The sequence below is a fragment of the Streptomyces sp. NPDC101227 genome (assembly GCF_044767545.1).
Classification (GTDB): domain Bacteria; phylum Actinomycetota; class Actinomycetes; order Streptomycetales; family Streptomycetaceae; genus Streptomyces.
Genome location: NZ_JBIWOD010000005.1, coordinates 477,166 through 499,234 on the forward strand (window position 1 = coordinate 477,166; position 22,069 = coordinate 499,234).

At 69.9% G+C, this 22,069-nt stretch carries 23 protein-coding genes; 16 read left to right on the plus strand and 7 right to left on the minus strand.

Features of this window, described 5'->3' with window-relative positions:
• Nucleotides 1–9 precede the first annotated feature (9 nt).
• From ACIRPT_RS14585 to ACIRPT_RS14595, 3 genes are all read right to left on the minus strand, one after another.
• The gene (locus tag ACIRPT_RS14585) at nucleotides 10–384 is read right to left on the minus strand and encodes a DUF6234 family protein (RefSeq protein ID WP_403826908.1); all 375 of its coding nucleotides are present in this window, start codon (nucleotides 382–384) and stop codon (nucleotides 10–12) included.
• 89 nt (nucleotides 385–473) lie between these two features.
• Complete coding sequence (locus tag ACIRPT_RS14590; RefSeq protein WP_403826911.1) at nucleotides 474–698, minus strand: DUF397 domain-containing protein; 225 nt, start codon at nucleotides 696–698, stop codon at nucleotides 474–476.
• Complete coding sequence (locus ACIRPT_RS14595; RefSeq protein ID WP_403826914.1) at nucleotides 676–1,530, minus strand: helix-turn-helix domain-containing protein; 855 nt, start codon at nucleotides 1,528–1,530, stop codon at nucleotides 676–678. The genes ACIRPT_RS14590 and ACIRPT_RS14595 overlap by 23 nt, the downstream gene beginning before the upstream one ends.
• Nucleotides 1,531–1,647: 117 nt before the next feature.
• Here ACIRPT_RS14595 and ACIRPT_RS14600 point away from each other — a divergent pair, with 117 nt between their 5' ends.
• Together ACIRPT_RS14600 and ACIRPT_RS14605 are read left to right on the plus strand one after the other, a co-directional pair.
• Nucleotides 1,648–1,854, plus strand: a complete 207-nt coding sequence (locus tag ACIRPT_RS14600) for a hypothetical protein (protein WP_403498853.1) — start codon at nucleotides 1,648–1,650, stop codon at nucleotides 1,852–1,854.
• 71 nt (nucleotides 1,855–1,925) lie between these two features.
• Entirely contained in the window at nucleotides 1,926–2,264 is a 339-nt protein-coding gene (locus ACIRPT_RS14605) for a hypothetical protein (protein ID WP_403498852.1), read from the plus strand.
• On the opposite strand, the gene leuE is transcribed toward ACIRPT_RS14605, so the two are convergent.
• Nucleotides 2,261–2,926 carry a leucine efflux protein LeuE gene (gene leuE / locus ACIRPT_RS14610; protein WP_403498851.1) on the minus strand — a complete coding sequence of 222 codons (666 nt, stop codon included), beginning with the start codon at nucleotides 2,924–2,926 and terminating at the stop codon, nucleotides 2,261–2,263. The two genes, ACIRPT_RS14605 and leuE, sit on opposite strands and share 4 nt — an antisense overlap.
• Before the next feature lie 131 nt (nucleotides 2,927–3,057).
• Between leuE and ACIRPT_RS14615 the strand changes: the two genes are divergently transcribed.
• Nucleotides 3,058–3,816: a MerR family transcriptional regulator gene (locus ACIRPT_RS14615; protein ID WP_403498849.1), complete on the plus strand. Its 759-nt coding sequence runs from the start codon at nucleotides 3,058–3,060 to the stop codon at nucleotides 3,814–3,816.
• Nucleotides 3,817–3,832: 16 nt separating this feature from the next.
• Here the strand turns inward: ACIRPT_RS14615 and ACIRPT_RS14620 are convergent, their stop codons facing one another.
• Nucleotides 3,833–4,201 (minus strand): YbjQ family protein, encoded by a 369-nt coding sequence (locus tag ACIRPT_RS14620; RefSeq protein ID WP_403498847.1) that lies wholly within the window; start codon nucleotides 4,199–4,201, stop codon nucleotides 3,833–3,835.
• Between the two features lie 197 nt (nucleotides 4,202–4,398).
• On the opposite strand from ACIRPT_RS14620, the gene ACIRPT_RS14625 reads away from it, so the two are divergent.
• Together ACIRPT_RS14625 and ACIRPT_RS14630 are read left to right on the plus strand one after the other, a co-directional pair.
• Entirely contained in the window at nucleotides 4,399–5,130 is a 732-nt protein-coding gene (locus tag ACIRPT_RS14625; protein ID WP_403498845.1) for a DedA family protein, read from the plus strand.
• 152 nt (nucleotides 5,131–5,282) lie between these two features.
• Nucleotides 5,283–7,019, plus strand: coding sequence for a threonine/serine exporter family protein (locus ACIRPT_RS14630; RefSeq protein WP_403498844.1), 1,737 nt, complete (start codon nucleotides 5,283–5,285; stop codon nucleotides 7,017–7,019).
• Nucleotides 7,020–7,183: 164 nt separating this feature from the next.
• Here the strand turns inward: ACIRPT_RS14630 and ACIRPT_RS14635 are convergent, their stop codons facing one another.
• Nucleotides 7,184–7,678 carry an inorganic diphosphatase gene (locus ACIRPT_RS14635; RefSeq protein WP_053922704.1) on the minus strand — a complete coding sequence of 165 codons (495 nt, stop codon included), beginning with the start codon at nucleotides 7,676–7,678 and terminating at the stop codon, nucleotides 7,184–7,186.
• A gap of 86 nt (nucleotides 7,679–7,764) precedes the next feature.
• Here ACIRPT_RS14635 and dacB point away from each other — a divergent pair, with 86 nt between their 5' ends.
• From dacB to folE, 6 genes are all read left to right on the plus strand, one after another.
• Nucleotides 7,765–9,345 carry a D-alanyl-D-alanine carboxypeptidase/D-alanyl-D-alanine-endopeptidase gene (dacB, locus tag ACIRPT_RS14640; RefSeq protein ID WP_403498842.1) on the plus strand — a complete coding sequence of 527 codons (1,581 nt, stop codon included), beginning with the start codon at nucleotides 7,765–7,767 and terminating at the stop codon, nucleotides 9,343–9,345.
• Between the two features lie 463 nt (nucleotides 9,346–9,808).
• Nucleotides 9,809–10,954 (plus strand): zinc-dependent metalloprotease, encoded by a 1,146-nt coding sequence (locus ACIRPT_RS14645; protein WP_403826921.1) that lies wholly within the window; start codon nucleotides 9,809–9,811, stop codon nucleotides 10,952–10,954.
• Between the two features lie 213 nt (nucleotides 10,955–11,167).
• On the plus strand, nucleotides 11,168–12,175 hold the full coding sequence (gene tilS, locus ACIRPT_RS14650; RefSeq protein WP_403826924.1) for a tRNA lysidine(34) synthetase TilS: 1,008 nt from the start codon (nucleotides 11,168–11,170) through the stop codon (nucleotides 12,173–12,175).
• Between the two features lie 57 nt (nucleotides 12,176–12,232).
• Complete coding sequence (hpt, locus tag ACIRPT_RS14655) at nucleotides 12,233–12,772, plus strand: hypoxanthine phosphoribosyltransferase (protein WP_362703440.1); 540 nt, start codon at nucleotides 12,233–12,235, stop codon at nucleotides 12,770–12,772.
• 293 nt (nucleotides 12,773–13,065) lie between these two features.
• Nucleotides 13,066–15,078: an ATP-dependent zinc metalloprotease FtsH gene (gene ftsH / locus ACIRPT_RS14660; RefSeq protein WP_403498837.1), complete on the plus strand. Its 2,013-nt coding sequence runs from the start codon at nucleotides 13,066–13,068 to the stop codon at nucleotides 15,076–15,078.
• A 133-nt stretch (nucleotides 15,079–15,211) separates the two neighbouring features.
• The gene (gene folE / locus ACIRPT_RS14665) at nucleotides 15,212–15,817 is read left to right on the plus strand and encodes a GTP cyclohydrolase I FolE (RefSeq protein ID WP_403498836.1); all 606 of its coding nucleotides are present in this window, start codon (nucleotides 15,212–15,214) and stop codon (nucleotides 15,815–15,817) included.
• A 170-nt stretch (nucleotides 15,818–15,987) separates the two neighbouring features.
• On the opposite strand, the gene ACIRPT_RS14670 is transcribed toward folE, so the two are convergent.
• A complete protein-coding gene (locus ACIRPT_RS14670; RefSeq protein WP_403498835.1) occupies nucleotides 15,988–17,103 on the minus strand; it encodes an alpha/beta hydrolase in 1,116 nt (371 codons plus the stop codon).
• 141 nt (nucleotides 17,104–17,244) lie between these two features.
• Between ACIRPT_RS14670 and ACIRPT_RS14675 the strand changes: the two genes are divergently transcribed.
• From ACIRPT_RS14675 to folK, 5 genes are all read left to right on the plus strand, one after another.
• The gene (locus ACIRPT_RS14675) at nucleotides 17,245–19,092 is read left to right on the plus strand and encodes a phosphatidylglycerol lysyltransferase domain-containing protein (RefSeq protein WP_403498833.1); all 1,848 of its coding nucleotides are present in this window, start codon (nucleotides 17,245–17,247) and stop codon (nucleotides 19,090–19,092) included.
• Nucleotides 19,093–19,203: 111 nt separating this feature from the next.
• Nucleotides 19,204–20,136, plus strand: a complete 933-nt coding sequence (gene folP / locus ACIRPT_RS14680) for a dihydropteroate synthase (protein ID WP_403498832.1) — start codon at nucleotides 19,204–19,206, stop codon at nucleotides 20,134–20,136.
• Between the two features lie 5 nt (nucleotides 20,137–20,141).
• Nucleotides 20,142–20,651 carry a nuclear transport factor 2 family protein gene (locus ACIRPT_RS14685; protein ID WP_403500590.1) on the plus strand — a complete coding sequence of 170 codons (510 nt, stop codon included), beginning with the start codon at nucleotides 20,142–20,144 and terminating at the stop codon, nucleotides 20,649–20,651.
• 358 nt (nucleotides 20,652–21,009) lie between these two features.
• The gene (gene folB, locus ACIRPT_RS14690) at nucleotides 21,010–21,369 is read left to right on the plus strand and encodes a dihydroneopterin aldolase (RefSeq protein WP_403498830.1); all 360 of its coding nucleotides are present in this window, start codon (nucleotides 21,010–21,012) and stop codon (nucleotides 21,367–21,369) included.
• The gene (folK, locus tag ACIRPT_RS14695; protein WP_403498828.1) at nucleotides 21,366–22,013 is read left to right on the plus strand and encodes a 2-amino-4-hydroxy-6-hydroxymethyldihydropteridine diphosphokinase; all 648 of its coding nucleotides are present in this window, start codon (nucleotides 21,366–21,368) and stop codon (nucleotides 22,011–22,013) included. Before folB ends, folK begins: the two co-directional genes overlap by 4 nt.
• Nucleotides 22,014–22,069 lie beyond the last annotated feature (56 nt).

Here is a 22,069-nt window from a genome sequence, read left to right on the forward strand (position 1 = left end):
ATCCGAGGGTTAGCTCGCACCGCGCCCGGCGCGGCGAGGCTGACGCTCGTCACCGCGACGCCCGAGGCGTCGGCGTCGGGCGACCCAGCGGCAGAACTCCGTCCCGAGTCCCAGCAGCAACACCCCGCAGAGCGCGGCGGCGACCAGCGACTGCGATACGCCGGTCACCGGCAGACCGGCCCGGAAGGCGGCAACGGCGGCCAACGCCAGGCCGGCAGGTCCCGCCGTCAGCACCAGCCAGAGCCGTACCGCCGCGCCCGGTACGGGCTTTCCCTCGGCGGCCCATATCTTGACGCTGCCCCAGAACCAGAAGGCGACCAGGGCCGCCACCTCAAGCGCCGCGAGCGCGACACCCAGCAAAACGTCCACGGCCCACGTGAGCATGCCGCTCCCCATCCCCTCGCGGGACTCACCGACGATGGCCCCCGCGATGTTCCACGGGGGCCATGCTCGTCGGATGCGCCCAATGGGCTTCAGGCGCCCGGCAGTTCGGCGTCCTTGACGGCGGTGACGAAGGACGACCAGCCGGCGGCCGAGAAGACGAGCGCCGGGCCGTGCGGGTCTTCCTTGCTGTCGCGGACGGGGACGAGGCCGGGGAGGTCGTCGCGGACCTCCACGCAGTCGCCGCCGTCGGGGTTGCTGTAGCTGCTCTTGCGCCAGGTGGCAGAGCTCAGGTCAGGGCTGTTGCTGCGCTTCATCTCTGTATCCCCTTGCCGCTTCTTCGATCAGGGCCAGGGACGCCTCGGGCGGCAGTGCGGCGGCCCTGAGCAGATCGTACGACCTTCGATACTCCGTCACGAGCGGTGGATAGTCGATGACTTGCCCGCTGTGAACGTTCTCGGTGTAGACCAGCGGCGCCGCGTCGGGGAAGGTTACGACCTTCATGAAACCCATCATGAGTGGGGCCGTGGCGGCTGTGACCGGAAGGATCTGCAAAAAGCTCTGCGTCGATTGGATTATTTCGACGATGTGCTCCAGCTGCTCGGCCATCAGCTCGGGTGGTAGCAGGGGGGTGCGGATCATTGCCTCAGACAGGATGCCCCAGTACATGGGGCGGATCTCATGCTTCCAGAGCTCTGCGCGCGCGACCCTCGCGTGCACAAGCTGCTCGACCTTCTCGGGCTTCAGCCACGGTTTTCCGGTCTTCGCTACCTTCCGGGCGTAGGGGTCGGTTTGCAGCAGTCCGGGGATGAGCGCGGGAGCCCAGTCCTCAATCGTCGCGGCGTGCTGCTCCATCTCCGCGACATCTGCGAAGTACTCCGCAATGCCGGACTGACGTGCCTTCGCTGCATCTTTACAGCGACGCTCGAAGAACCCATTTGTCTCGAGCTTCTTGTCGACGTGGACGGCCAGGTCCACCGGCATCCGCCGCTCCCCCCGCTCAATCTGGCTGAGAAACGAGAGGCCGCGGAAGCTGCCTTCCACTAACTGTTCGAGCGTGAGTCCCGCGGTTTCCCTCAGATAGCGCAACTCGGCGCCGTAGAAGCAGGGAACACTCGCTGATGCGTCGGGATCCTTGCGAGGAGGCATCGTTCACCACCCAACTTGCTGGATTGCCGTGCGCAACCCAATTGCCTTCCACGCTGCGTGGGTTGACCTCACGCTGTAAGGGACTCGTCACAATGTGCACAGGAAGGCGTACGACGCATGTCCGACCCTCACGAGGACGTCCATCAGAGTGCAGAGCTGCTTCTCGCCGCGCTCCAGGCCAACGGCATCACGCTGCCGTCGCTCGGTATCGATCTGCCGAGCCTCGCGGGCAGCTACGGCGTCCCGCTCGTCGCCCTCGGGAATTGCAATGCGGCCACCGCCCGCAAGCTGGCCGAGGCGCTCCGTAGAGCCGCCGGGAAGTAGCAGGCAAAGACCCCCGCGACCGCTGGCACCGGCCCGGGGGCATGGCCATCAACTAGTCAGGAGAAGACGGCATGACCGACCTTAGCCGGATGCTCTTCGAGACGCTGCTGCGTTGGTTAATTCCCGGTCGCGGACAGCATCGGGCGCTCAACGGGCCGACGACCGGCACCCGTTGGCGGGTGGAGGTGCCGCCGGGGCGGCGCCGTCTCGTCTGTGTGCGCCGGGTGCCGCCCGCGCTGCTCGTGATGTGCAGCGCGGACAGCCGGCTCGTACGGCCCTATGTGCTCAGCGATGACGAATGGCGGGAGCTGCGGGCGCGGCACGTCAGGCGGGAGGAGCTGACGGAGAACGTCCGGCGGCTCAACCGGTGGTCGTCCGGGGGCGGCGGGCGCCGCCAGGACCTGTCCTAGCTGCTCGCGCTGGCCAGCGACAGTTTCGCGGCGAAACCGAGAAAGGCCGCTCCGGCGCCCGCGGAGAGCCCGGCCGTCAGCTTGCGGCGGCGGCGGAAGGTGGCGGCCAGGTACGTACCGCTGAAGATCAGGATCGAGAGGTACGTGAAGCTGAAGAGCTGGGCCCAGGCGCCGAGCGTGACGAACGACAGGACCGGGTGGGCGTAGGACGGGTCCACGAACTGCACGAAGAAGGAGATGAAGAAGAGGATCGCCTTGGGGTTGAGGAGGCTGATCACCAGGGCCCGGCGGTACGGGCGCTCGATCGTCTCCTTGGGCTCGGCGGGCTTCCCGGCGCGCTCCGCCCGGCGGGCCTCGCGGCCGCGCCACAGGGCCCAGGCGCCGCGCAGCATCCCGACCGCCAGCCAGGTCAGATAGCCCGCGCCGGCGAATTTCACGATCGTGAAGAGGACCGGCGTGGTCTGGAGGAGCGAGGCCACCCCGCCGGCCGACAGGGTCATCAGGACCGTGTCGCCGCACAGGACGCCGAGCGCGGCGCGGTAGGCGATGCGCGGGCCGCGCCGGGCCGCCACGGAGACGACGTACAGCGAATTCGGGCCCGGAAGCAGAATGATCAGCGCGAGGCCCACCAGATAGGTGGACAGATCCGTTATCCCCAGCATGTGCGGCAGGATCTCACCCGCCGAGACGTCACCTCACCGGTTTTTCAGCATGCGGACTTGCACCTCACGCGGCGTGAGGACACATCGTGGAGTGCGTACGGAGCACGGCCCGAAAAGGAAAGGGCGCGGAAGTGAGCTATTCGGTGGGGCAGGTGGCGGGGTTCGCCGGCGTCACGGTGCGGACCCTGCACCACTACGACGAGATCGGACTGCTGGTGCCCAGTGAGCGGAATCACGCCGGGCACCGCCGCTACGGCGAGGACGATCTCGACCGGCTGCAGCAGATTCTGTTCTACCGGGAGCTCGGCTTTCCGCTCGACGAGGTCGCGGTCCTCCTGGACGATCCGGACGCGGACCCGCAGGAACATCTGCGGCGCCAGCACGACCTGCTGAGCACACGGATCGGCAGACTCCAGGAAATGGCCGCCGCCGTCGAACACGCGATGGAGGCACGCAGGATGAATGTACGGCTCACACCGGAGGAGAAGTTCGAGGTGTTCGGGGACTTCGACCCGGATGCCCATCAGGAGGAAGTGGCGCAGCGCTGGGGCGGCACCGATGCGTACAAGGAGTCGCAGCGGCGGACGGCCTCGTACACGAAGGACGACTGGAAGCGGCTGACGGCGGAATTCGACGCCATTCACCGGAAGATGGCCGACCTGCTCGCGCAGGGGGTCCCGGCGGATTCCGAGGCGGCGATGGACGTGGCGGAGGAGCACCGGCAATTCATTTCCGGGGCGCACTACGACTGCACGTACGAGATGCACACGGGGCTGGGTGACATGTACGTGGCCGATGAGCGGTTCACGGCCACGTATGAGGCGATCCGGCCAGGGCTCGCCGTCTATATGCGGGACGCGATGCTGGCCAACGGCATCCGGCACGCGTGAGAGGTGGGTGCGGGGGTCAGCCCTGCGGGCTGAGCACCACTGCCGTCCCGTAGGCGCAGACCTCCGTGCCCACGTCCGCGGCCTCCGTGACATCGAAGCGGAACATCAGCACCGCATTCGCGCCGCGCGAGCGGGCCTGCTCGATCAGGCGGTCCATCGCCTGGTTGCGGGTCTCGACGAGGGTCTTGGTCAGGCCCCGCAGCTCGCCGCCGATCATCGACTTCAGGCCGGCGCCGATCTGGCTGCCCAGGTGCCGGGAGCGCACGGTCAGGCCGAAGACCTCGCCGATGACGCGGTCCACGTGAAACCCCGGAATATCGTTCGTCGTGACCACCAGGACGTCGGACGCGGAGTGCTGTCCACCGCCGTACTCCTCGATGCCCATAGGGGTGCACCTCCTTGTGGCCAGGATCACCCGGTGCCGGGGGTGCTGCCAGCCGGCGGGCCGGGGGAGCGCGCGACTGGAACCATGGCCGGTCACCCGGCGTTGATAGCTTTGGGCCGCACACAGCGCCTGCATCCCCGTCGCACCCCGTGTCGCACCGCACGATCCGGCGCCCTCGACCCTGGAGCCTTCACCCCGTGAATACTCTCGCGCTCGGCCCCCAATGGCTGGACCCGGACTATCTGATCGGTACGTTCGGCCTGATCGGCGTACTGGTCATCGTCTTCGCGGAATCCGGCCTGCTGATCGGCTTCTTCCTGCCGGGCGACGCCCTGCTGTTCACCACGGGACTCCTGGTGACGACGCACAAGATGGACTGGCCGCTGTGGCTGGTGTGCGGGCTGATCTTCCTCGCCGCGTGCCTCGGTGACCAGGTGGGCTATCTCTTCGGCCGGAAGGTCGGGCCGTCGCTGTTCAAGCGCCCGGATTCGCGGCTCTTCAAGCAAGAAAACGTTGAGAAAGCGCACGAATTCTTCGAGAAGTACGGCCCCAAGTCGCTGATCCTGGCCCGCTTCGTGCCGATCGTGCGCACGTTCACGCCGATCATCGCCGGCGTGAGCCGGATGAACTACCGCTCCTTCATCACCTTCAACCTCATCGGCGGTGCGCTGTGGGGCGTGGGTGTGACGGTGCTGGGCGCGCTGCTCGGCAACATCCCGTTCGTGCACAAGAACATCGAGGCGATCCTGATCGCGATCGTGCTGGTGTCCGTCGTGCCGATCGCCATCGAGTACCTCCGCGCCCGCGGCAAGGCCAAGAAGGCGGCCGCCGCGGCGGGCGAGTACGGCGGCCAGGCCCTCCACCAGGCCGCCGACCGGCCGCAGGGCGGCGGCGCCGAGGGACGCCGGGGCCGGCACGCCAAGCGCTGACGCCGCCGTCCGGGACGCCGTCCCGGCCCTGCGCTCGCGCCCCGCTCCCCGCGTACCGCTGACCGACACCCACCCACCCGTGTGCTGACCGCACGCGGCATCAGGCATTGTGTCCCTGACGGTAGGTAGGAGGCGTACGAGGAGCGAGCAGAGTGGCGTCGGACCCACAGCGCGGCCAGCGCGGCACCAGCGGTACGGGCAGCAACGGCAGCGGCCCAGGGGACCAGGGCGGTCCCGAGGGCAAGCCGCAGTCGGACGAGGCGCACAGCGCCTTCACGCCGCCGCTGGGGGTGCCGTATCCGCCCCTCCCGGAGGACGAACATCCCACCTCCGAATTCGCCCTGCCGACGGGGCTGCGTCCGGAGGCGCAGCCCGAGCAGGAGGGATCGGCGTTCGCGCCGCCCGGCAGCACCACCGGCCAGACCCCCTTGCCGGTCGGCGCCACCGCCATGAGCGCCTTCACCCCGCCGCACGGCATACCGACCATCCGTCTCACCAAGGAAGCCCCTTGGCAGGACCGGATGCGCACGATGCTGCGGATGCCGGTCTACGAGCGGCCGGTTCCCGAGCGGCTGGAGCGCCCCGAAGAGGAGACCGGGCCTGCCATTCCCCGTGTGCTCGACCTGACCCTGCGTATCGGCGAGATCCTGCTGGCCGGTGGCGAGGGCGCCGAGGACGTCGAGGCGGCGATGTTCGGCGTCGCGCACGCCTACGGGCTGGAGCGGGTCGAGCCGACCGTCACCTTCACGCTGCTGTCGATCTCGTACCAGCCGTCGCTGGTGGACGACCCGCTCACGGCCAGCCGGACCGTGCGGCGCCGCGGCGTCGACTACAACCGACTCTCGGCCGTTTTCCGGCTCGTCGCCGAGATCACCTCCGAAGGCCTCACCCTCGAAGAGGCCTACCGCGGCCTCGCCGAGATCCGCCGTAACCGCCACCCGTACCCGAGCTGGGCGCTGACGCTGTCCTCCGGGCTGCTGTCCGGCGCCGCCTCGATGCTGGTCGGCGGCGGGGCGCTGGTGTTCTTCGCGGCCGCGGTGGGCTCGATGCTGGGCGACCGGCTGGCGTGGCTGGCGTCCGGGCGCGGGCTGCCGGAGTTCTACCAGTTCGTGGTCGCGGCGATGCCGCCCGCCGCGGTGGGTCTGGCCTTCGGCCTGGCGCACTCCACTGTGCAGGCCTCCGCGGTGATCACCGGTGGGCTCTTCGCGCTGATCCCGGGACGGGCGCTGGTCGCCGGCGTCCAGGACGGCCTGACCGGCTACTACATCACCGCCGCCGCCCGCCTTCTGGAAGTCGGCTATCTGGTCGTCGGCATCGTCGTCGGCGTGCTCTCCGTGCTCTACGTCGGGCTCCAGCTCAACCCCGCCCTCAAGCACCTCAACCCGGAACAGGCGTTCAAGCTCTACAACCAGCCGCTGGTGCAGATCATGGCGTCGATGCTGCTGGCGCTGGCGTTCTGCGTGCTGCTCCAGCAGGAACGTCACACCGTGGCCTTCGCGACGATAAACGGCGGCGTCGCCTGGATCGTCTACGGCGCCCTCGCGGTCACCGCCGACTTCAACGAGGTGCCCTCCACCGCCATCGCCGCCGGTCTCGTCGGCCTCTTCGGCCAGCTGCTGTCCCGCTACCGCTACGCGTCCGCGCTGCCGTACGTCACGGCGGCCATCGGCCCGTTGCTGCCCGGTAGCGCCACGTATTTCGGCCTGCTGAACTTCGCCCAGGGCCACCTGATCGACGGCTTCTCCTCGCTCATCAAGGCGGCCTCGCTCGCACTGGCCATCGCGGTGGGGGTCAACCTCGGCGGCGAGGTGGCCCGGCTGTTCCTGCGGGCTCCGGGCGCCGAGGAGGCGGGCGGCCGCCGGGCGGCGAAGCGGACGCGCGGGTTCTAGGCCGACGGCCCAGCGGCCCCGGATACGCGAACGGGCGGCACCCACTCACATGGGTGCCGCCCGTTCGTGTGTTTTCCGTACGACGTGCGCGTACGAAAATCAGGGCACAGCGGGGGGCGTACGACGGCCCCGGAAAGCCGCCGACAGTCGCCTCACCGACTGCCTCAGTGGGCGCCGCCCTGAGCCTCGAGGCGCTTGTACGAGGCCTCGATCTCGGCTTCGGCGTCGGCGCGGCCGACCCAGTCGGCGCCCTCGACGGACTTGCCGGGCTCCAGGTCCTTGTAGACCTCGAAGAAGTGCTGGATCTCCAGGCGGTCGAACTCCGAAACGTGGTGGATATCGCGCAGGTGCTCCACGCGCGGGTCGGACGCGGGCACGCACAGCAGCTTGTCGTCGCCGCCGGCCTCGTCCGTCATCCGGAACATACCGATGGCGCGGCACTTCACCAGAACGCCCGGGAACGTGGGCTCGTCGAGCAGCACGAGCGCGTCCAGCGGGTCGCCGTCCTCGCCCAGCGTGCCCTCGACAAAGCCGTAGTCGGCCGGGTAGACGGTCGAGGTGAACAGGTGGCGGTCCAGTCGGATGCGACCGGTCTCGTGGTCCACCTCGTACTTGTTCCGCGAACCCTTCGGGATCTCGATGCAGACGTCGAACTCCACGGGTGGCTCCTCCATGATCAGCACATACTTCTGGTGATTAAGTGTCCCTCACGCTGGTGTGTGATCGCGAAAGGGGCTGGTCCGAGGTGCCGGAGACCAGGTCGTGGCAGGTCAGGTGGGTCGGCTGGAGCCGGTCCGCGGTGCGGGTGGTGGCCGGTGCGGGCCGGGGTGCCGCCGAGTTCGTGGCCGATGAATGGTTCTTCGCGCGCCAGTGGTGGCGGCGGACCCCGCCGCAGCAGAAGCGGACGTGGCGGCTGACCGCCGTGTCCGCCGTGACCGGTCTCGCGGTCGCGGGCGGCGCGATCGCGGTGGCCGGTCCCTGGGACTCGGGCCAGCGTACGGCCGAACGCAGGCTCGCGGCCGCCGCCATGGACGGCGCGGGCGGCGGGCACCGAGATGCGGCCGGGCGGCCCGTGCCCCACGCGCCGCCCGTGCTGCCCGCCCTGGGCGGCCCGGTGCCCACCGGCCGCGGCGCCGCACCCGTACCGACCGACGCCGGTCTGGCCGACGCCCTCGCGCCGCTCCTCAAGGCCCGCGAACTCGGCCCGCTGCGCAGCGCCTCCGTCGTGGACGTCGCCACCGGCCGCGAGGTCTTCGGCGCCAAACAGGGCGCGCCCACCACCCCCGCCTCCACTGTGAAGCTCGCCACCGCCGTAGCCGCGCTCTCCCTGCTGGGCCCCGACCACCGCATCGACACCACGGTCGTGGCCGACGGCACCCACCGCATCGTCCTCGTCGGCGGCGGCGACCCCACCCTCACCGCCCGAGCACCGCAGCGGGGCCCCGGCGACCACCCCGCGAACCTGCGGGCCCTGGCCGACGGCACCGCCCGCGCCCTCAAGCAGCGCAAGGCCACCAAGGTCACGCTGGCCTACGACACCTCGGCCTACTCGGGCCCGGTCCTGCACCCCATCGGCCCCAACGAGAACCTCGCCCCCGTCAGCCCCCTCATGGCCGACGAGGCCCGCCTGAACGCCACCGACCACGGCACCGCCCCCCGCGCCGGCGACCCCGCGTCCGCCGCCGCCCGCACCTTCGCCCACCTCCTCCACGACCGCGGCATCATCGTCGCCGGCACCCCGAAGCGGGCCAGGGCCGCCAAGAAGGCCCAGCGCCTCGCCGCCGTCCACTCCCTCCCGCTCTCCGCCCTCGTCGAGCGGATGCTCACCTACAGCGACAACGACATCGCCGAGGCCCTGGCCCGCCAGACCGCCCTTGCCTCCGGGGAACCCGCCAGCTTCGAGGGCGCCGGAAAGGCCGTCCACAAGGCCCTCGCCGCCCGGCGCCTCCCGCTCGGCGGAGCCGCCTTCAAGGACGGCAGCGGCCTCAACCGCGACGACAAGGTCTCCGCCGCCCTCCTCTCCCACCTCCTCCTGGCCGCCTCCGCCCCCGACAAGCCGACCCTGCGCCCCGTGGTCACCGGCCTCCCCGTGGCCGCCTTCACCGGCACCCTCAGCAGCCGCTACGCCCAGACCCCCGGAGCCGGCGCCGTACGAGCCAAAACCGGCACCCTCACCGGCGTGAACACCCTGGCCGGAACGGTCGTGGACGCCGACGGCCGTCTCCTGGTCTTCGCCTTCATGACCAGCGGCACAACGGACCCCCAGGGCGCCCAGAGGGCCCTCGACCGGCTCGCGTCGACGGTGGCCAACTGCGGTTGCCGGTAGCCGGTTCGCTGCGCTTTGCCTGGGCCGTACGTTGTTGGCTGTCCCGCCGTGGGTGGTTGTGCGCCGTTGCGCCTGCGGCGGGCGTGGGTTTGTTGGGTGCGGTGACGGCCCTACACGGCTTCGCCGCTACGGTCCGTCCCCTCCCGTGGGTGGGGGGTGTCTTGTGGGGGCGGGCGCTGAGTTGACCGTTTCCCACCGTGGATCCACAGGGTGTGGCTGACCGTCTACGTACGCCCCCACGGTTTTCTCCCACCCCCAACGGGGAGGGGCCGGGCCGCAGGACGGAGTCCGGAGGCCCGGTCCCGCAGCCGAACAGCCCCGCGCAAGCGGCACCAGCCCGCCGCAGGCGCCACGGCGGCAAACCCCCACGACGGGGCAGCCGAACGCATCGGCCCAGGCAAAGCGCAGCGAACAGGCAGCGAATCGGCTACCCCCAAGCCAGGCGCCCCCGTACGGTGAACCCATGACGAGCATCGGTGGAACCGAGATGGTCGACTGGAACCTCGCGGTGGCAACTGCGACCCGCCTCGTGCGACCCGGCCCAGAGGTGAGCCGCGACGAGGCGCGGGCGATCGTCGCCGAACTGCGAAGGCATGCCAAGTCCTCCGAACTGCACGTCCGGGAATTCACCGGCCTGGCACAGCCGGGCGTGGCCGACGGCGCGCCCCATGACACCCCGGTCCTGGTCGTGGACCGGCCCGGCTGGATCAAGGCGAACGTCGCGGGCTTCCGCGCCGTGCTCAAGCCGCTCCTGGCCAAGATGGAGGACCGCCGTGCCACCGTCCCCGGCGGCGGCGTGCTCGGCGCCGTCGGCGGCAAGGTGACCGGCGTGGAACTCGGCATGCTGCTGTCGTTCCTGGCTTCCCGCGTCCTCGGCCAGTTCGAGACCTTCGCCCCCGCCTCCCAGGATCTGCCCGCCTCGGCGCAGGGTGGCCGGCTGCTCCTCGTGGCGCCCAACATCGTCCACGTGGAGCGGGAGCTCGAAGTGGACCCGCACGACTTCCGCCTGTGGGTCTGCCTCCACGAGGAGACCCACCGCACCCAGTTCACGGCGGTGCCCTGGCTGCGCGACCACATCGAGGGCGAGATCCAGTCATTCCTCGGCGAGACCGACATCGACCCGGGCACCCTCCTGGAGCGGCTGCGCGAGGCCGCCCAGTCGCTGGCCGGCGCCAAGCCCGAGGGCGAGGAGGGCGACGACGGCAGCCACTCCCTGGTCGACGTGGTCCAGACTCCGGCGCAGCGCGAGATCCTCGGCCGCCTCACCGCCGTGATGTCCCTGCTCGAGGGCCACGCGGACTTCGTGATGGACGGCGTCGGACCCGACGTCGTGCCGTCCGTCGCCGAGATCCGCGAGAAGTTCCAGAAGCGCCGGGCCAGCGGCGCGGGCCGGCTCGACCAGGCGCTGCGTAAACTGCTCGGGCTGGACGCCAAGCTGCGTCAGTACCGCGACGGTGAGCGTTTTGTGCGGGCCGTCGTCGAGGAGGTCGGCATGGACGGTTTCAACCGCGTGTGGACGTCGCCCAACACCCTCCCCACCAAGCAGGAGATCGCCAAACCGGCGGACTGGATCGCGCGGGTGCATCGCAAGGCGGACGGAGCGCCGTAAGCGATCCGTACCCGACGGGCGCGCCACGCGGCAGAAGAGCGCCCCTTCAATCACCCGTCTGAGGGACCGTGGTCCATGGATAGGCGTGCAATGCTCGGGGAACCTCCCGCCTCTGTCACCATCTAGGCACTCTGTGTGATGGCGACGGCGTGACCAACAACACGACGCCGCTGTCCGCGCCCGAGGCTCCCAGCTGAACGATTGGAAACGGACATGGGTCCCCATCCAGCGGTCGCCGCGATACGCCTGGCGGTCCGCCGCGTACTCCACGACGTACTCAACCACCACCTCGCGCAGGGCCTGCACGACTCCCCGCTCGTGCTCGTCGCCTGTTCCGGCGGCGCCGACTCCATGGCGCTCGCCTCCGCCCTGGCCTTCGAAGCCCCCAAACTGGGCGTCCGGGCCGGCGGCGTCACCGTCGACCACGGCCTTCAGGAAGGCTCCGGCCTCCGTGCCGCCGAGGTCGCCCTCCGGCTGCGGGGCCTGCGGCTCGATCCCGTGGAGACCGTCACCGTCCAGGTGGGCAGGGAGGGAGGTCCGGAGGCCGCCGCCCGCGATGCCCGTTACGCCGCCCTCGACGCCGCCGCGGAACGCCACGGCGCCGCCGCGGTCCTCCTTGGCCACACCCGCGACGACCAGGCGGAAACGGTGCTCCTCGGCTTGGCCCGCGGTTCCGGGACCCGCTCGCTGTCCGGGATGGCCGCGACCAGCGGAACGGACGGCCGCTACCGCCGCCCGTTCCTCGACGTCGACCGTCAGACCGCCCGCAAGGCCTGTCTGATGCAGTCGCTGCCCGTCTGGGACGACCCCCACAACACCGACCCCGCGTACACCCGCTCACGACTGCGTCACGAAGGGCTGCCCGCGCTGGAGAAGGCGCTCGGCAAGGGCGTCGTCGAGGCGCTCGCCCGTACTGCCCAGCTCTCCCGTGACGACGCCGACGCGCTGGACGCCTGGGCCGCCGACGCCGAGGCCGCGGTGTTCGACGACGCCGGTGCGCTCGACGTCGCGGTGCTCTTCGCGCTGCCCCCCGCGGTACGCCGCCGGGTGCTGCGCCGGGCCGTCATCGCGGCCGGTTCGCCGGCCGGGTCGCTCTTCGCCCGCCACATCGAAGAAGTGGACCGGCTGATCACCGCCTGGCGGGGCCAGGGGGCCATCAACCTCCCCGGGCGCGTCGGAGTCCGCCGGCAGGGTGGCAGACTGGTGATTCGGCAGGGCTGAGCCGGCCGGTCAGGAACACCGAACCGAGCGAGAGTGGCACGGGTGGACGACAAGGACATGGGCACCGACCTTCAGTCGGTACTCATCACCAAAGAAGAGATCGACGCGAAGCTGGCCGAGCTGGCCGCGAAGATCGACGCGGAGTACGCGGGCAAGGACCTGCTCATCGTCGGTGTCCTCAAGGGCGCGGTGATGGTGATGGCGGATCTGGCGCGCGCGCTGTCCACCCCCGTCACGATGGACTGGATGGCCGTGTCCTCCTACGGCGCGGGCACCCAGTCCTCCGGCGTGGTCCGCATCCTCAAGGACCTCGACACCGACATCAAGGGCAAGCACGTCCTGATCGTCGAGGACATCATCGACTCCGGCCTGACGCTGTCGTGGCTGCTGTCGAACCTCGGCTCCCGCGAACCGGCCTCCCTCGAGGTCTGCACGCTGCTGCGCAAGCCGGACGCGGCCAAGGTCGCCATCGACGTGAAGTGGATCGGCTTCGACATTCCCAACGAATTCGTCGTCGGATACGGCCTGGACTTCGCGGAGAAGTACCGCAACCTGCCGTTCGTCGGTACCCTCGCGCCACACGTTTACGGCGGCTGAACACGCGCCGGCGTCGTTGCCGGGCCCCGGCCGCGGTGGCCGGGGCGGGGCCGGGTCCGGCCTCTGACACCCGTCGGGAACCCTTCGCGGTTCCCCGGCGTTGGAGCAGGGAGAACGGAATCCCGGGCCGCATTGTTCACCGTGGGCGGCAGCCTCGGGCGACAATGCTGGGGTACCGTCCGAAGGCAGTTCTTTTTTCGGGCCAGTAATACACCGTACGCACGACCAGCCCTCCCAAGGGCGTTGTGCCTCACTGTGGCAGGAGGGACGGGGCCTCAAGCGGCTCCGTATGGATGGACGTGAAGCGATACTTCCGTGGGCCGGTCATGTGGATCGTGCTGGCCGTCCTCGCCGTGGTCGTGTTGATGCAGGTCGTCGGCTCGTCCGGCGGCTACAAGACGGTGGACACCGGTCAGGTCGTCAAGGCGATCGCTGACAACAAGGTGAAGTCCGCCGAGCTGACGACCGGTGACGAGAACAAGATCAAGATTGAGCTGTCGGGCTCCAACAAGATTGAGGGCTCCAACAAGCTCCAGGCGAGCTACATCGGCGACCAGGGCGTCGACCTGGCCAAGAACCTTCAGGCCAAGTACCAGACCGGCGACATCAAGGACGGGTACACCGTCTCGCCGTCGAAGCAGAACCCGTTCGTCGGCGTGCTGCTCTCGCTGCTCCCCTTCGTCCTCATCGTGGTCGTCTTCCTGTTCCTGATGAATCAGATGCAGGGCGGCGGCTCCCGGGTGATGAACTTCGGGAAGTCGAAGGCGAAGCTGATCACCAAGGACACTCCCAAGACGACCTTCACGGACGTCGCGGGGGCGGACGAGGCGGTCGAGGAACTCCACGAGATCAAGGAATTCCTCCAGGAGCCGGCGAAGTTCCAGGCCGTCGGCGCCAAGATCCCCAAGGGCGTGCTGCTGTACGGCCCGCCCGGCACCGGCAAGACGCTCCTCGCGCGTGCCGTCGCCGGTGAGGCGGGGGTCCCCTTCTACTCGATCTCCGGTTCCGACTTCGTCGAGATGTTCGTCGGTGTCGGTGCCTCCCGGGTCCGCGACCTCTTCGAGCAGGCCAAGGCGAACGCCCCGGCGATCGTCTTCGTCGACGAGATCGACGCCGTCGGCCGGCACCGCGGTGCGGGTCTCGGCGGTGGCCACGACGAGCGCGAGCAGACCCTCAACCAGCTCCTCGTCGAGATGGACGGTTTTGACGTCAAGGGCGGCGTGATCCTGATCGCCGCCACCAACCGTCCGGACATCCTCGACCCGGCGCTGCTGCGCCCCGGCCGTTTCGACCGGCAGATCGCCGTCGACCGCCCGGACATGCAGGGCCGTCTGGAGATCCTCAAGGTCCACCAGAAGGGCAAGCCGGTCGCGCCGGACGTCGACCTCTCGGCCGTCGCCAAGCGCACCCCCGGCTTCACCGGTGCCGATCTGTCGAACGTCCTCAACGAAGCGGCGCTGCTGACCGCTCGTAGCGACGCGAAGCTGATCAACAACCACTTCCTGGACGAGGCGATCGACCGCGTCGTGGCCGGACCGCAGAAGCGGACCCGGATCATGTCCGAGAAGGAGAAGAAGATCACCGCGTACCACGAGGGCGGGCACGCCCTGGTCGCGGCGGCTTCCCCGAACTCCGACCCGGTGCACAAGATCACGATCCTGTCCCGCGGCCGGGCCCTGGGCTACACCATGGTCCTGCCGGACGAGGACAAGTACTCCACCACCCGCAACGAAATGCTCGACCAGCTGGCGTACATGCTGGGCGGGCGCGCGGCGGAGGAGCTGGTCTTCCACGACCCGACCACCGGCGCCGCGAACGACATCGAGAAGGCCACCGCAACGGCCCGCGCGATGGTCACGCAGTACGGCATGACCGAGCGGCTCGGCGCGATCAAGTTCGGCACGGACAACTCCGAGCCGTTCCTGGGCCGTGAGATGGGTCACCAGCGCGACTACTCCGAAGAGGTCGCCGCGCTGGTCGACGAGGAGGTCAAGAAGCTCATCGAGACCGCCCACAACGAAGCGTGGGAGATCCTCGTCGAGAACCGCGACATCCTCGACAACCTCGTGCTGACGCTCCTGGAGAAGGAGACGCTCGGCAAGGAGGAGATCGCCGAGGTCTTCAAGCACGTCGTCAAGCGGCCGGCCCGCCCGGCGTGGACGGGCTCCTCGCGTCGTACGCCTTCCAGCCGCCCGCCGGTGCTCTCCCCCAAGGAGCTCGCCCCGGCCAACGGCTCGGTGCAGACCAGTGCCACGGTCTCCATCGACAAGGCGGAAGCCCCCGAGGAGACCACCCCGGAGAGCTGATCCGTACGCCGGTACGGCATGCCCGTACCGGACCCGGAATGGATGCCGTGCCCCACAGGTTCTAGCCTGGGGGGCGCGGCATTCCGCGTTTCAGGCGGGCGCCGGAGCGGGCGCAGAGAGAACGAGGCACCAAATGACCGACCCCGTGTCGCTGGACAGCGACGGCAAGATCGGCACCTTCGACGAGAAGCGTGCCGAGAACGCCGTGCGCGAGCTGCTCATCGCGGTCGGGGAGGACCCGGACCGCGAGGGGCTGCTGGAGACCCCGGCGCGGGTGGCGCGGGCGTACAAGGAGATCCTGGCGGGTCTGTGGCAGGCCCCCGAGGACGTTCTGACCACGACGTTCGACCTCGGTCATGACGAGCTGGTCCTGGTCAAGGACATCGAGATCGTGAGCCTGTGCGAGCACCATCTCCTGCCCTTCCACGGCGTGGCGCACGTCGGGTACGTCCCGGCCGAGAACGGCAAGATCACCGGTCTGTCCAAGCTCGCCCGTCTGGTCGACGTCTATGCCCGCCGCCCTCAGGTGCAGGAACGCCTCACGACGCAGATCGCGGACTCGCTGATGCGGATCCTCGAAGCGCGCGGCGCGATCGTGGTGGTCGAGGCCGAGCACATGTGCATGTCGGTGCGCGGAATCCGCAAGCCCGGGGCCAAGACGACCACGTCGGCGGTGCGCGGCCAGCTGCGTGACGCCTCGACCCGGGCCGAGGCGATGAGCCTGATAATGGCGCGATAGCCGGATTGTCAGTGGTGGGCGATACCGTCCTTGATCGGTAGATTGACCGCTGATCAAGGGGGATCGTCATGCGGGGTGGGCCGCCGGCGGGCCGTTGCCCTGCCGCCCGGTCGACGGGCCTCCGGCGAGTGGGCCGGCGAGCGAGCGGGCGGCGCGTGTCGCGGCGCGCGTCAGGCGGTGAGATGCCCGCCCAGCCACTCCAGCGCGGCGGGGATTTCGCGGCGCCAGGTGTTGAAGTTGTGGCCGCCGCTGTCGAGGATGATCGACGAAATGCGGGTGGGCGACTTCGTCTGCTGGATGAAGCGCAGGGTCTGGTGGTAGTTGCTCTCGCCCTGCTTGCTGGTGGTGACCAGCAGGTTCACCGGCGGGGCGGGGCGGTGGCGCTGGCGCCACAGGAGGTTGTTCTCGCGGGCCAGCTGGGGGTCGCCGCCGAAGAGGTCGCCGGTCGTGGCGTCCAGGGGGGCCTTGTACGCGCCGGAGAGGGCGACGGCGGTGGAGTACGCCCCGGGGTGGCGCATCGTCATTTTCAGGGCGCAGTAGCCGCCGGTGGAGTCGCCGATGACGCCCCAGTTCTTGGCCTTGGTGCCGACGCGGTAGTGCTCGGCGATATTCGTGCGCAGATCCTGGGTGAAGAAAGTCTCGGTCTGCGGGCCGCCCGGGACGTCCACGCATTCGGTGTCGCGGGGCGGGGCGACCGTCGGCCGCATCATCACCAGGATGGTCGGCTGCATTTTGTGCTGCTTGAGCAGGTCGTGCTGGGTTTGGGGGAAATCCAGCTTTTTGAACAGTGCCTCGGCGGTTCCCGGGTAGCCGGTGAGCACCACGGCTGCCGGGAATTTCTTTTTCGCGTACTTCTTCTGGAAATACTGCGGCGGCAGATACACATATGCTGGGCTGCCGATCTTGGATCGCTCACCGCGGACCAAGACCTTGTCGACTCGGCCGCCCTTTGTGGGCCGGGAGGCGCCGGCGATGCTGATCCGCTGGGTGCCGAGCATCTGGAGCTTGGTGCCGTTCGGTCCGGTCTCGTAATTCGTGACCACGCCCGGCTGCTGTTCCTGGCCGAAGAGGTCGGCCCAAGAGGCATAGAAACCGAAGGAATTGTTGGCGACGAGGCCAATGGTGGCGAAGAGGGATATCTGGGTGGCCAGCAGCAGACCTATCCGGCCGAGGACGGAGCGCCAGTTCCCCTTGGACAGACGAGGCCAGAGCCAGATCGTGAGGACGAAGAGTGCTACCGCGACGAGGACGGCAAGCAGCAGCACTTTCTTGCTGGTGAGGCCCATGAGGTGCTTTCTGCCGGGCGGCCGGTCCAGCCGGGCCGCTGGTGGAACCCCGAGCCCTGAAACGCCGTCATACAGGGCGCAAAAAGTCCAGATGCTGCGACTAGGCTCGCACGTTCTCTCGACCGGGGCGACGGGAAAGTGATGTCTGACAGGCTAGATGGCGAAAAGTCGGAGACGGTTGCGTGGCGCACGCCACGCTGGCTCCGAGGCCCGCGGCCGGAAAAGGTCCCCGGCTTCGTCGGTACGGCCGGCGTGGTCGTCGGTCTGCTGAACCTGGCGGCCGGTGTCTTTCCCCGGTTCCGGCACAGCAAGATGCACGCCATGGCCGAGGTGCTGCCCGGGGCCGTGAGCCCGCTGGCGGCCGCCGCGTCCATCGTCGTGGGCATCCTGCTGCTCCTGCTGGCGCACGGGCTCAAACGGCGTAAACGGCGGGCCTGGGTCGCGGCTGTGGCGCTGCTTCCGGTGGGAATCGCCGCTCAGCTCGTATATCGCCACTCCATTTTCGGAGCGGTGCTCTCGCTCGTGTTGCTGGCGTTCCTGGTGTGGCATCGCAAGGAGTTCGCGGCCCTGCCCGACCCGCGCAGCCGCTGGAAGGCCGTGGCCAACTTCGTCGTGCTCGGCGGCGCGAGCTTCGCCATCGGCATGGTGATCGTCAGCTCCCACCCCCACAAGACCATCGGCTCGCCGTCCTTCTGGGAGCGCAGCGAGCACGTCCTGTGGGGCCTGTTCGGCTTCGAGGGCCCCGTCGCCTACACCCAGGGCGTCGACTACACCGTCGGCTACTCCCTCGGCGCCCTCGGCCTGCTGACCGTCGCCACCACCGCCTACCTCGCCTTCCGCCCCGAGCACCCCGTCGCCCGCCTCACCGAGGACGACGAACAGCGGCTGCGCGAGCTGCTCGCCAAGCACGGCGCCCGCGACTCGCTCGGCTACTTCGCGCTGCGCCGCGACAAGGGCGCCGTCTTCTCCCCGACCGGCAAGGCCGCCGTCTGCTACCGGGTGATCTCCGGCGTGATGCTCGCCAGCGGCGACCCGATCGGCGATGTCGAGGCCTGGCCCGGCGCCATCGAGCGCTTCATGGAGGAGGCGCGGGCGCACTCCTGGACGCCCGCGGTCACCGGCTGCAGCGAGACCGGCGGCCAGGTGTGGACCCGGGAGACCGGCATGGACGCCCTCGAGCTCGGCGACGAGGCCATCGTGGACGTGGCCGACTTCACCCTCAGCGGCCGCGCGATGCGCAACGTCCGCCAGATGGTCAAGCGCATCGAGCGCAACGGCTACGAGACCCGGGTGCGGCGGGTGCGCGACCTGGAGCCCGAGGAGCTGGCCCGTGTCCAGGCCGCCGCCAACGCCTGGCGCGACACCGACACCGAGCGCGGCTTCTCCATGGCGCTCGGCCGGATCGACGCGGAGGCCGACGGCGACGCGGTGATCGCCACCGCCCACCTGGCCCCCGCCGAGGGCGAGGAGCCCGGCCCGTACGGGGACCTCAAGGCCATGCAGCACTACGTCCCCTGGGGCGACAGCGGCATCTCGCTGGAGCTGATGCGCCGCGACCGCAGCGCCGACCCCGGCATGAACGAGCTGCTGATCGTCGCCGCGCTGCAGGCCGCACCCGACCTGAAGATCAAGCAGGTGTCGCTGAACTTCGCCGTCTTCCGCTCCTCCCTGGAGCGCGGCGAGAAGCTCGGCGCCGGGCCCGTCATCCGGATCTGGCGCGGCATGCTGATCTTCCTGTCGCGCTGGTACCAGATCGAGTCGCTGTACAAGTTCAACGACAAGTTCCGGCCGCGCTGGGAGCCCCGCTTCGTGGTGTTCCGCAACAGCCGCGACATCCCCCGGATCGGCCTGGCGGCGCTGCAGGCCGAGGGCTATCTGGAGCTGAGCCTGCCGCGCGTACTGCGGCGGACGAAGACCGCCGAGCCGCGCCCGTGCGCCCATGCGACGGAGCGGGTGCAGGCTCCGGAGGCGGTCGAGACCGCCGCGTAACAGGCGGCGCGGGGCGGTCCGGGCGGCGGCGCGAAGCGGCGTGCCGGCCGCCCCGCACTCCCTGCCGACGGCCACAATCCGGCCGGTCGGCACACGGCCTAGGCTGGTGTCATGAGTACCTTGCGTGGCCGGGTGGCCGGATTGCCGGACTGGGACCGCTGCGCGGTGATGGGCGTCGTCAATGTGACGCCCGATTCGTTCTCCGACGGTGGCGAGTGGTTCGACACCGAACTCGCCGTCAAACACGGCCTCGACCTGGTGGCGCAGGGCGCCGACCTGGTGGACGTCGGCGGCGAGTCGACCCGGCCGGGCGCGGCCCGGGTGGACGAGGCCGAGGAGCTGCGCCGGGTCGTGCCCGTCGTACGGGAACTGGCCGCGGCCGGCGCCGTGGTCTCCGTCGACACGATGCGGGCGTCCGTCGCCGAGGCGGCCGTGGCGGCCGGGGCGCGGCTGGTCAACGACGTCAGCGCGGGCGGCGCCGACCCGGCGATGATCCCGGTGGTGGCCGCCTCCCACGTCCCGTTCGTCGTCATGCACTGGCGCGGCCAGTCCATCGACATGAACAACCGCGCCGTCTACGGGGACGTGGTCCGCGAGGTCGTCGACGAGCTGGGGCAGTCCCTGGAGCGCGCGGTGTCCGGCGGCATCGACCCGGACCGGATCGTCATCGACCCGGGGCTGGGCTTCGCCAAGGACGCCGGGCACGATCTGGCGCTGGTGGCCCGGCTGGCCCGGTTGCGGGCGCTGGGCCGTCCTCTCCTGGTGGCCGCATCGAGGAAACGGTTCCTGGGCAGGGTGCTGGCGGGCGGCGAGGGAGCCGCCCCGCCGCCCGCGAGGGAGCGGGACGCGGCCACGGCCGCGGTGTCGGCGATCGTGGCGCGAGAGGGGGCCTGGGCGGTGCGGGTGCATGAGGTGCGGGCGAGCGCGGACGCGGTACGGGTGGCCCGCGCGGTGGAAGCCGCGGTGGGCGTGACCGGTACGGCCGATACGACCGGCACGGCAGATACGACGGATACGACGGCGAACGCGACGGGAGCGGCGTGAGCGGCTTGGGCCCACAAACGGACATCGAGCTGGTCGAGCAGGCGAATACGACCCTGTACGAGACCATCGAGCGCGGCGATCACGAGGCGCTGTCCGAGCTGTGGCTCGACGGTCAGGTGAGTGTGGTGCACCCGGGGTGGCCGGTGTTGCGCGGGCGCGGCGAGGTGCTGCGCTCGTACGCGCTGATCATGGCCAACACCGAGTACATCCAGTTCTTTCTGACGGATGTGGAGATCGACGTCATCGGGGACACCGCGCTGGTGACGTGCACCGAGAACATCCTCAGCGGCGGTCCGGCCGAGGACGACGGCACGGTGGGGCCGCTGATCGGCCAGCTCGTCGTGGCGACGAACGTCTTCAAGCGCACGGAGGACGGCTGGCGGGTGTGGTCGCACCACGGGTCGCCGGTGCTGGCGGACCGCGAGGACGACGAGGACGACGAGGACGGCGACGAGGACGTGGACGGCGACGAGAACGGCCCGGTGGGCGGGGCCGGGGCGCCGGGCGGGGTCTGAACGAGGGCGGTCCGGGCCGGCCGGGGCGGGCCCGGACCGCCCGCCGTCTGCCGTCCCGGGGGCCGTACGCAGCGGCCCCTCGGGTACGTCAGCGGGGCGGCCCGGGGGCACCCGTTCGAGCCAAGTGCGGCACGGGTAGGGGTGGGGTGCGGGCAGAGGGGTAAGAGGTCGCGCGGATGACCTCTCGCGGTTTGCTAGCAGCAGTCCGGGGACTTGTCCATAGCCCCCTTGGGCGAGCATGTCAGTGCTCGCAGGTAGATTCGACTGTGGGGCAGTGTGCCGGACGAGTCCGGGGCGTGCCCGAAATCGGATGAGCAGTGGCGCCGACGGTGCCAGTGGACCAGTGGGAGTGATTCGCGTGGATCGTGTCGCGCTGCGTGGGCTGAAGGCCCGAGGACACCACGGGGTGTTTCCCCGGGAGCGCGAGGAAGGCCAGACCTTCATCGTCGACCTGGTGCTCGGCCTGGACACCCGCCCCGCCGCGGCGTCCGACGACCTCGCGAAGACCGTGCACTACGGCATCGTGGCCGAGGAGGTGGTGGCCGTTGTGGAGGGCGAGCCGGTCGACCTGATCGAGACCCTCGCGGAGCGGATCGCCGATCAGTGCCTCAAGCACGAGGGGGTTCAGGAAGTGGAGGTGGTGGTGCACAAGCCGGATGCTCCGATCACCGTCCCCTTCGACGACGTGACCATCACCATCACCCGGAGTGCCGCATGAATCCCACCTCTCACCCGACCACCGCCCCGGACGGCGTCGCCGCCCAGCGCGTCCATCAGGGCGACCCGACCGTACAGCCGGTGCCCGCCTCCGTCGTGGAGCAGGTGGACGCCGCGGATGTGACGCTGTCCAATCCCAAACGCGCCGTGATCTCGCTCGGGAGCAACCTCGGCAACCGCCTGGAGACCCTTCAGGGCGCCATCGACGCGCTGGAGGACACCCCCGGCCTGCGGGTCAAGGCCGTCTCCCCGGTGTACGAGACCGAGCCGTGGGGCGTGGACCCCGACTCCCAGCCCTCGTACTTCAACGCCGTGGTGCTGATCAAGACAACCTTGCCGCCGGAGTCCCTCCTGGAGCGCGGGCACGCCATCGAGGAAGCCTTCGAGCGGGTGCGCGACGAGCGCTGGGGCCCGCGCACGATCGACGTCGACATCCTGGCGTACCAGGACGTGATCTCCGACGATCCCCGGCTGACGCTGCCGCACCCGCGGGCCCATGAGCGCGCGTTCGTCCTGGTGCCGTGGCACGACGTGGACCCGTCGGCCGAGGTCCCCGGGCGCGGCGCGGTGGCCGAATTGCTGTCGTCGGTCGGCACCGCCGGCGTGACGCCGCGCATGGACCTGGAACTGCGGCTGCCTGAGTAGTCGTTAGGGTTACGGATCGGTCGCCGGCGACGATGCGTAGACGGTGGTTCCGTACG

What these genes read in the sequence shown, in the direction of transcription:
- ACIRPT_RS14585 (WP_403826908.1), bottom strand. Translation starts at nt 384, where the DNA reads ATGCTCACGTGGGCCGTGGACGTTTTGCTGGGTGTCGCGCTCGCGGCG.
- ACIRPT_RS14590 (WP_403826911.1), bottom strand. Translation starts at nt 698, where the DNA reads ATGAAGCGCAGCAACAGCCCTGACCTGAGCTCTGCCACCTGGCGCAAG.
- ACIRPT_RS14595 (WP_403826914.1), bottom strand. Translation starts at nt 1,530, where the DNA reads ATGCCTCCTCGCAAGGATCCCGACGCATCAGCGAGTGTTCCCTGCTTC.
- ACIRPT_RS14600 (WP_403498853.1), top strand. Translation starts at nt 1,648, where the DNA reads ATGTCCGACCCTCACGAGGACGTCCATCAGAGTGCAGAGCTGCTTCTC.
- ACIRPT_RS14605 (WP_403498852.1), top strand. Translation starts at nt 1,926, where the DNA reads ATGACCGACCTTAGCCGGATGCTCTTCGAGACGCTGCTGCGTTGGTTA.
- leuE (WP_403498851.1), bottom strand. Translation starts at nt 2,926, where the DNA reads ATGCTGGGGATAACGGATCTGTCCACCTATCTGGTGGGCCTCGCGCTG.
- ACIRPT_RS14620 (WP_403498847.1), bottom strand. Translation starts at nt 4,201, where the DNA reads ATGGGCATCGAGGAGTACGGCGGTGGACAGCACTCCGCGTCCGACGTC.
- ACIRPT_RS14645 (WP_403826921.1), top strand. Translation starts at nt 9,809, where the DNA reads ATGACGAGCATCGGTGGAACCGAGATGGTCGACTGGAACCTCGCGGTG.
- tilS (WP_403826924.1), top strand. Translation starts at nt 11,168, where the DNA reads ATGGGTCCCCATCCAGCGGTCGCCGCGATACGCCTGGCGGTCCGCCGC.
- hpt (WP_362703440.1), top strand. Translation starts at nt 12,233, where the DNA reads ATGGGCACCGACCTTCAGTCGGTACTCATCACCAAAGAAGAGATCGAC.
- ftsH (WP_403498837.1), top strand. Translation starts at nt 13,066, where the DNA reads ATGGACGTGAAGCGATACTTCCGTGGGCCGGTCATGTGGATCGTGCTG.
- folE (WP_403498836.1), top strand. Translation starts at nt 15,212, where the DNA reads ATGACCGACCCCGTGTCGCTGGACAGCGACGGCAAGATCGGCACCTTC.
- ACIRPT_RS14670 (WP_403498835.1), bottom strand. Translation starts at nt 17,103, where the DNA reads ATGGGCCTCACCAGCAAGAAAGTGCTGCTGCTTGCCGTCCTCGTCGCG.
- ACIRPT_RS14675 (WP_403498833.1), top strand. Translation starts at nt 17,245, where the DNA reads ATGTCTGACAGGCTAGATGGCGAAAAGTCGGAGACGGTTGCGTGGCGC.
- folP (WP_403498832.1), top strand. Translation starts at nt 19,204, where the DNA reads ATGAGTACCTTGCGTGGCCGGGTGGCCGGATTGCCGGACTGGGACCGC.
- folK (WP_403498828.1), top strand. Translation starts at nt 21,366, where the DNA reads ATGAATCCCACCTCTCACCCGACCACCGCCCCGGACGGCGTCGCCGCC.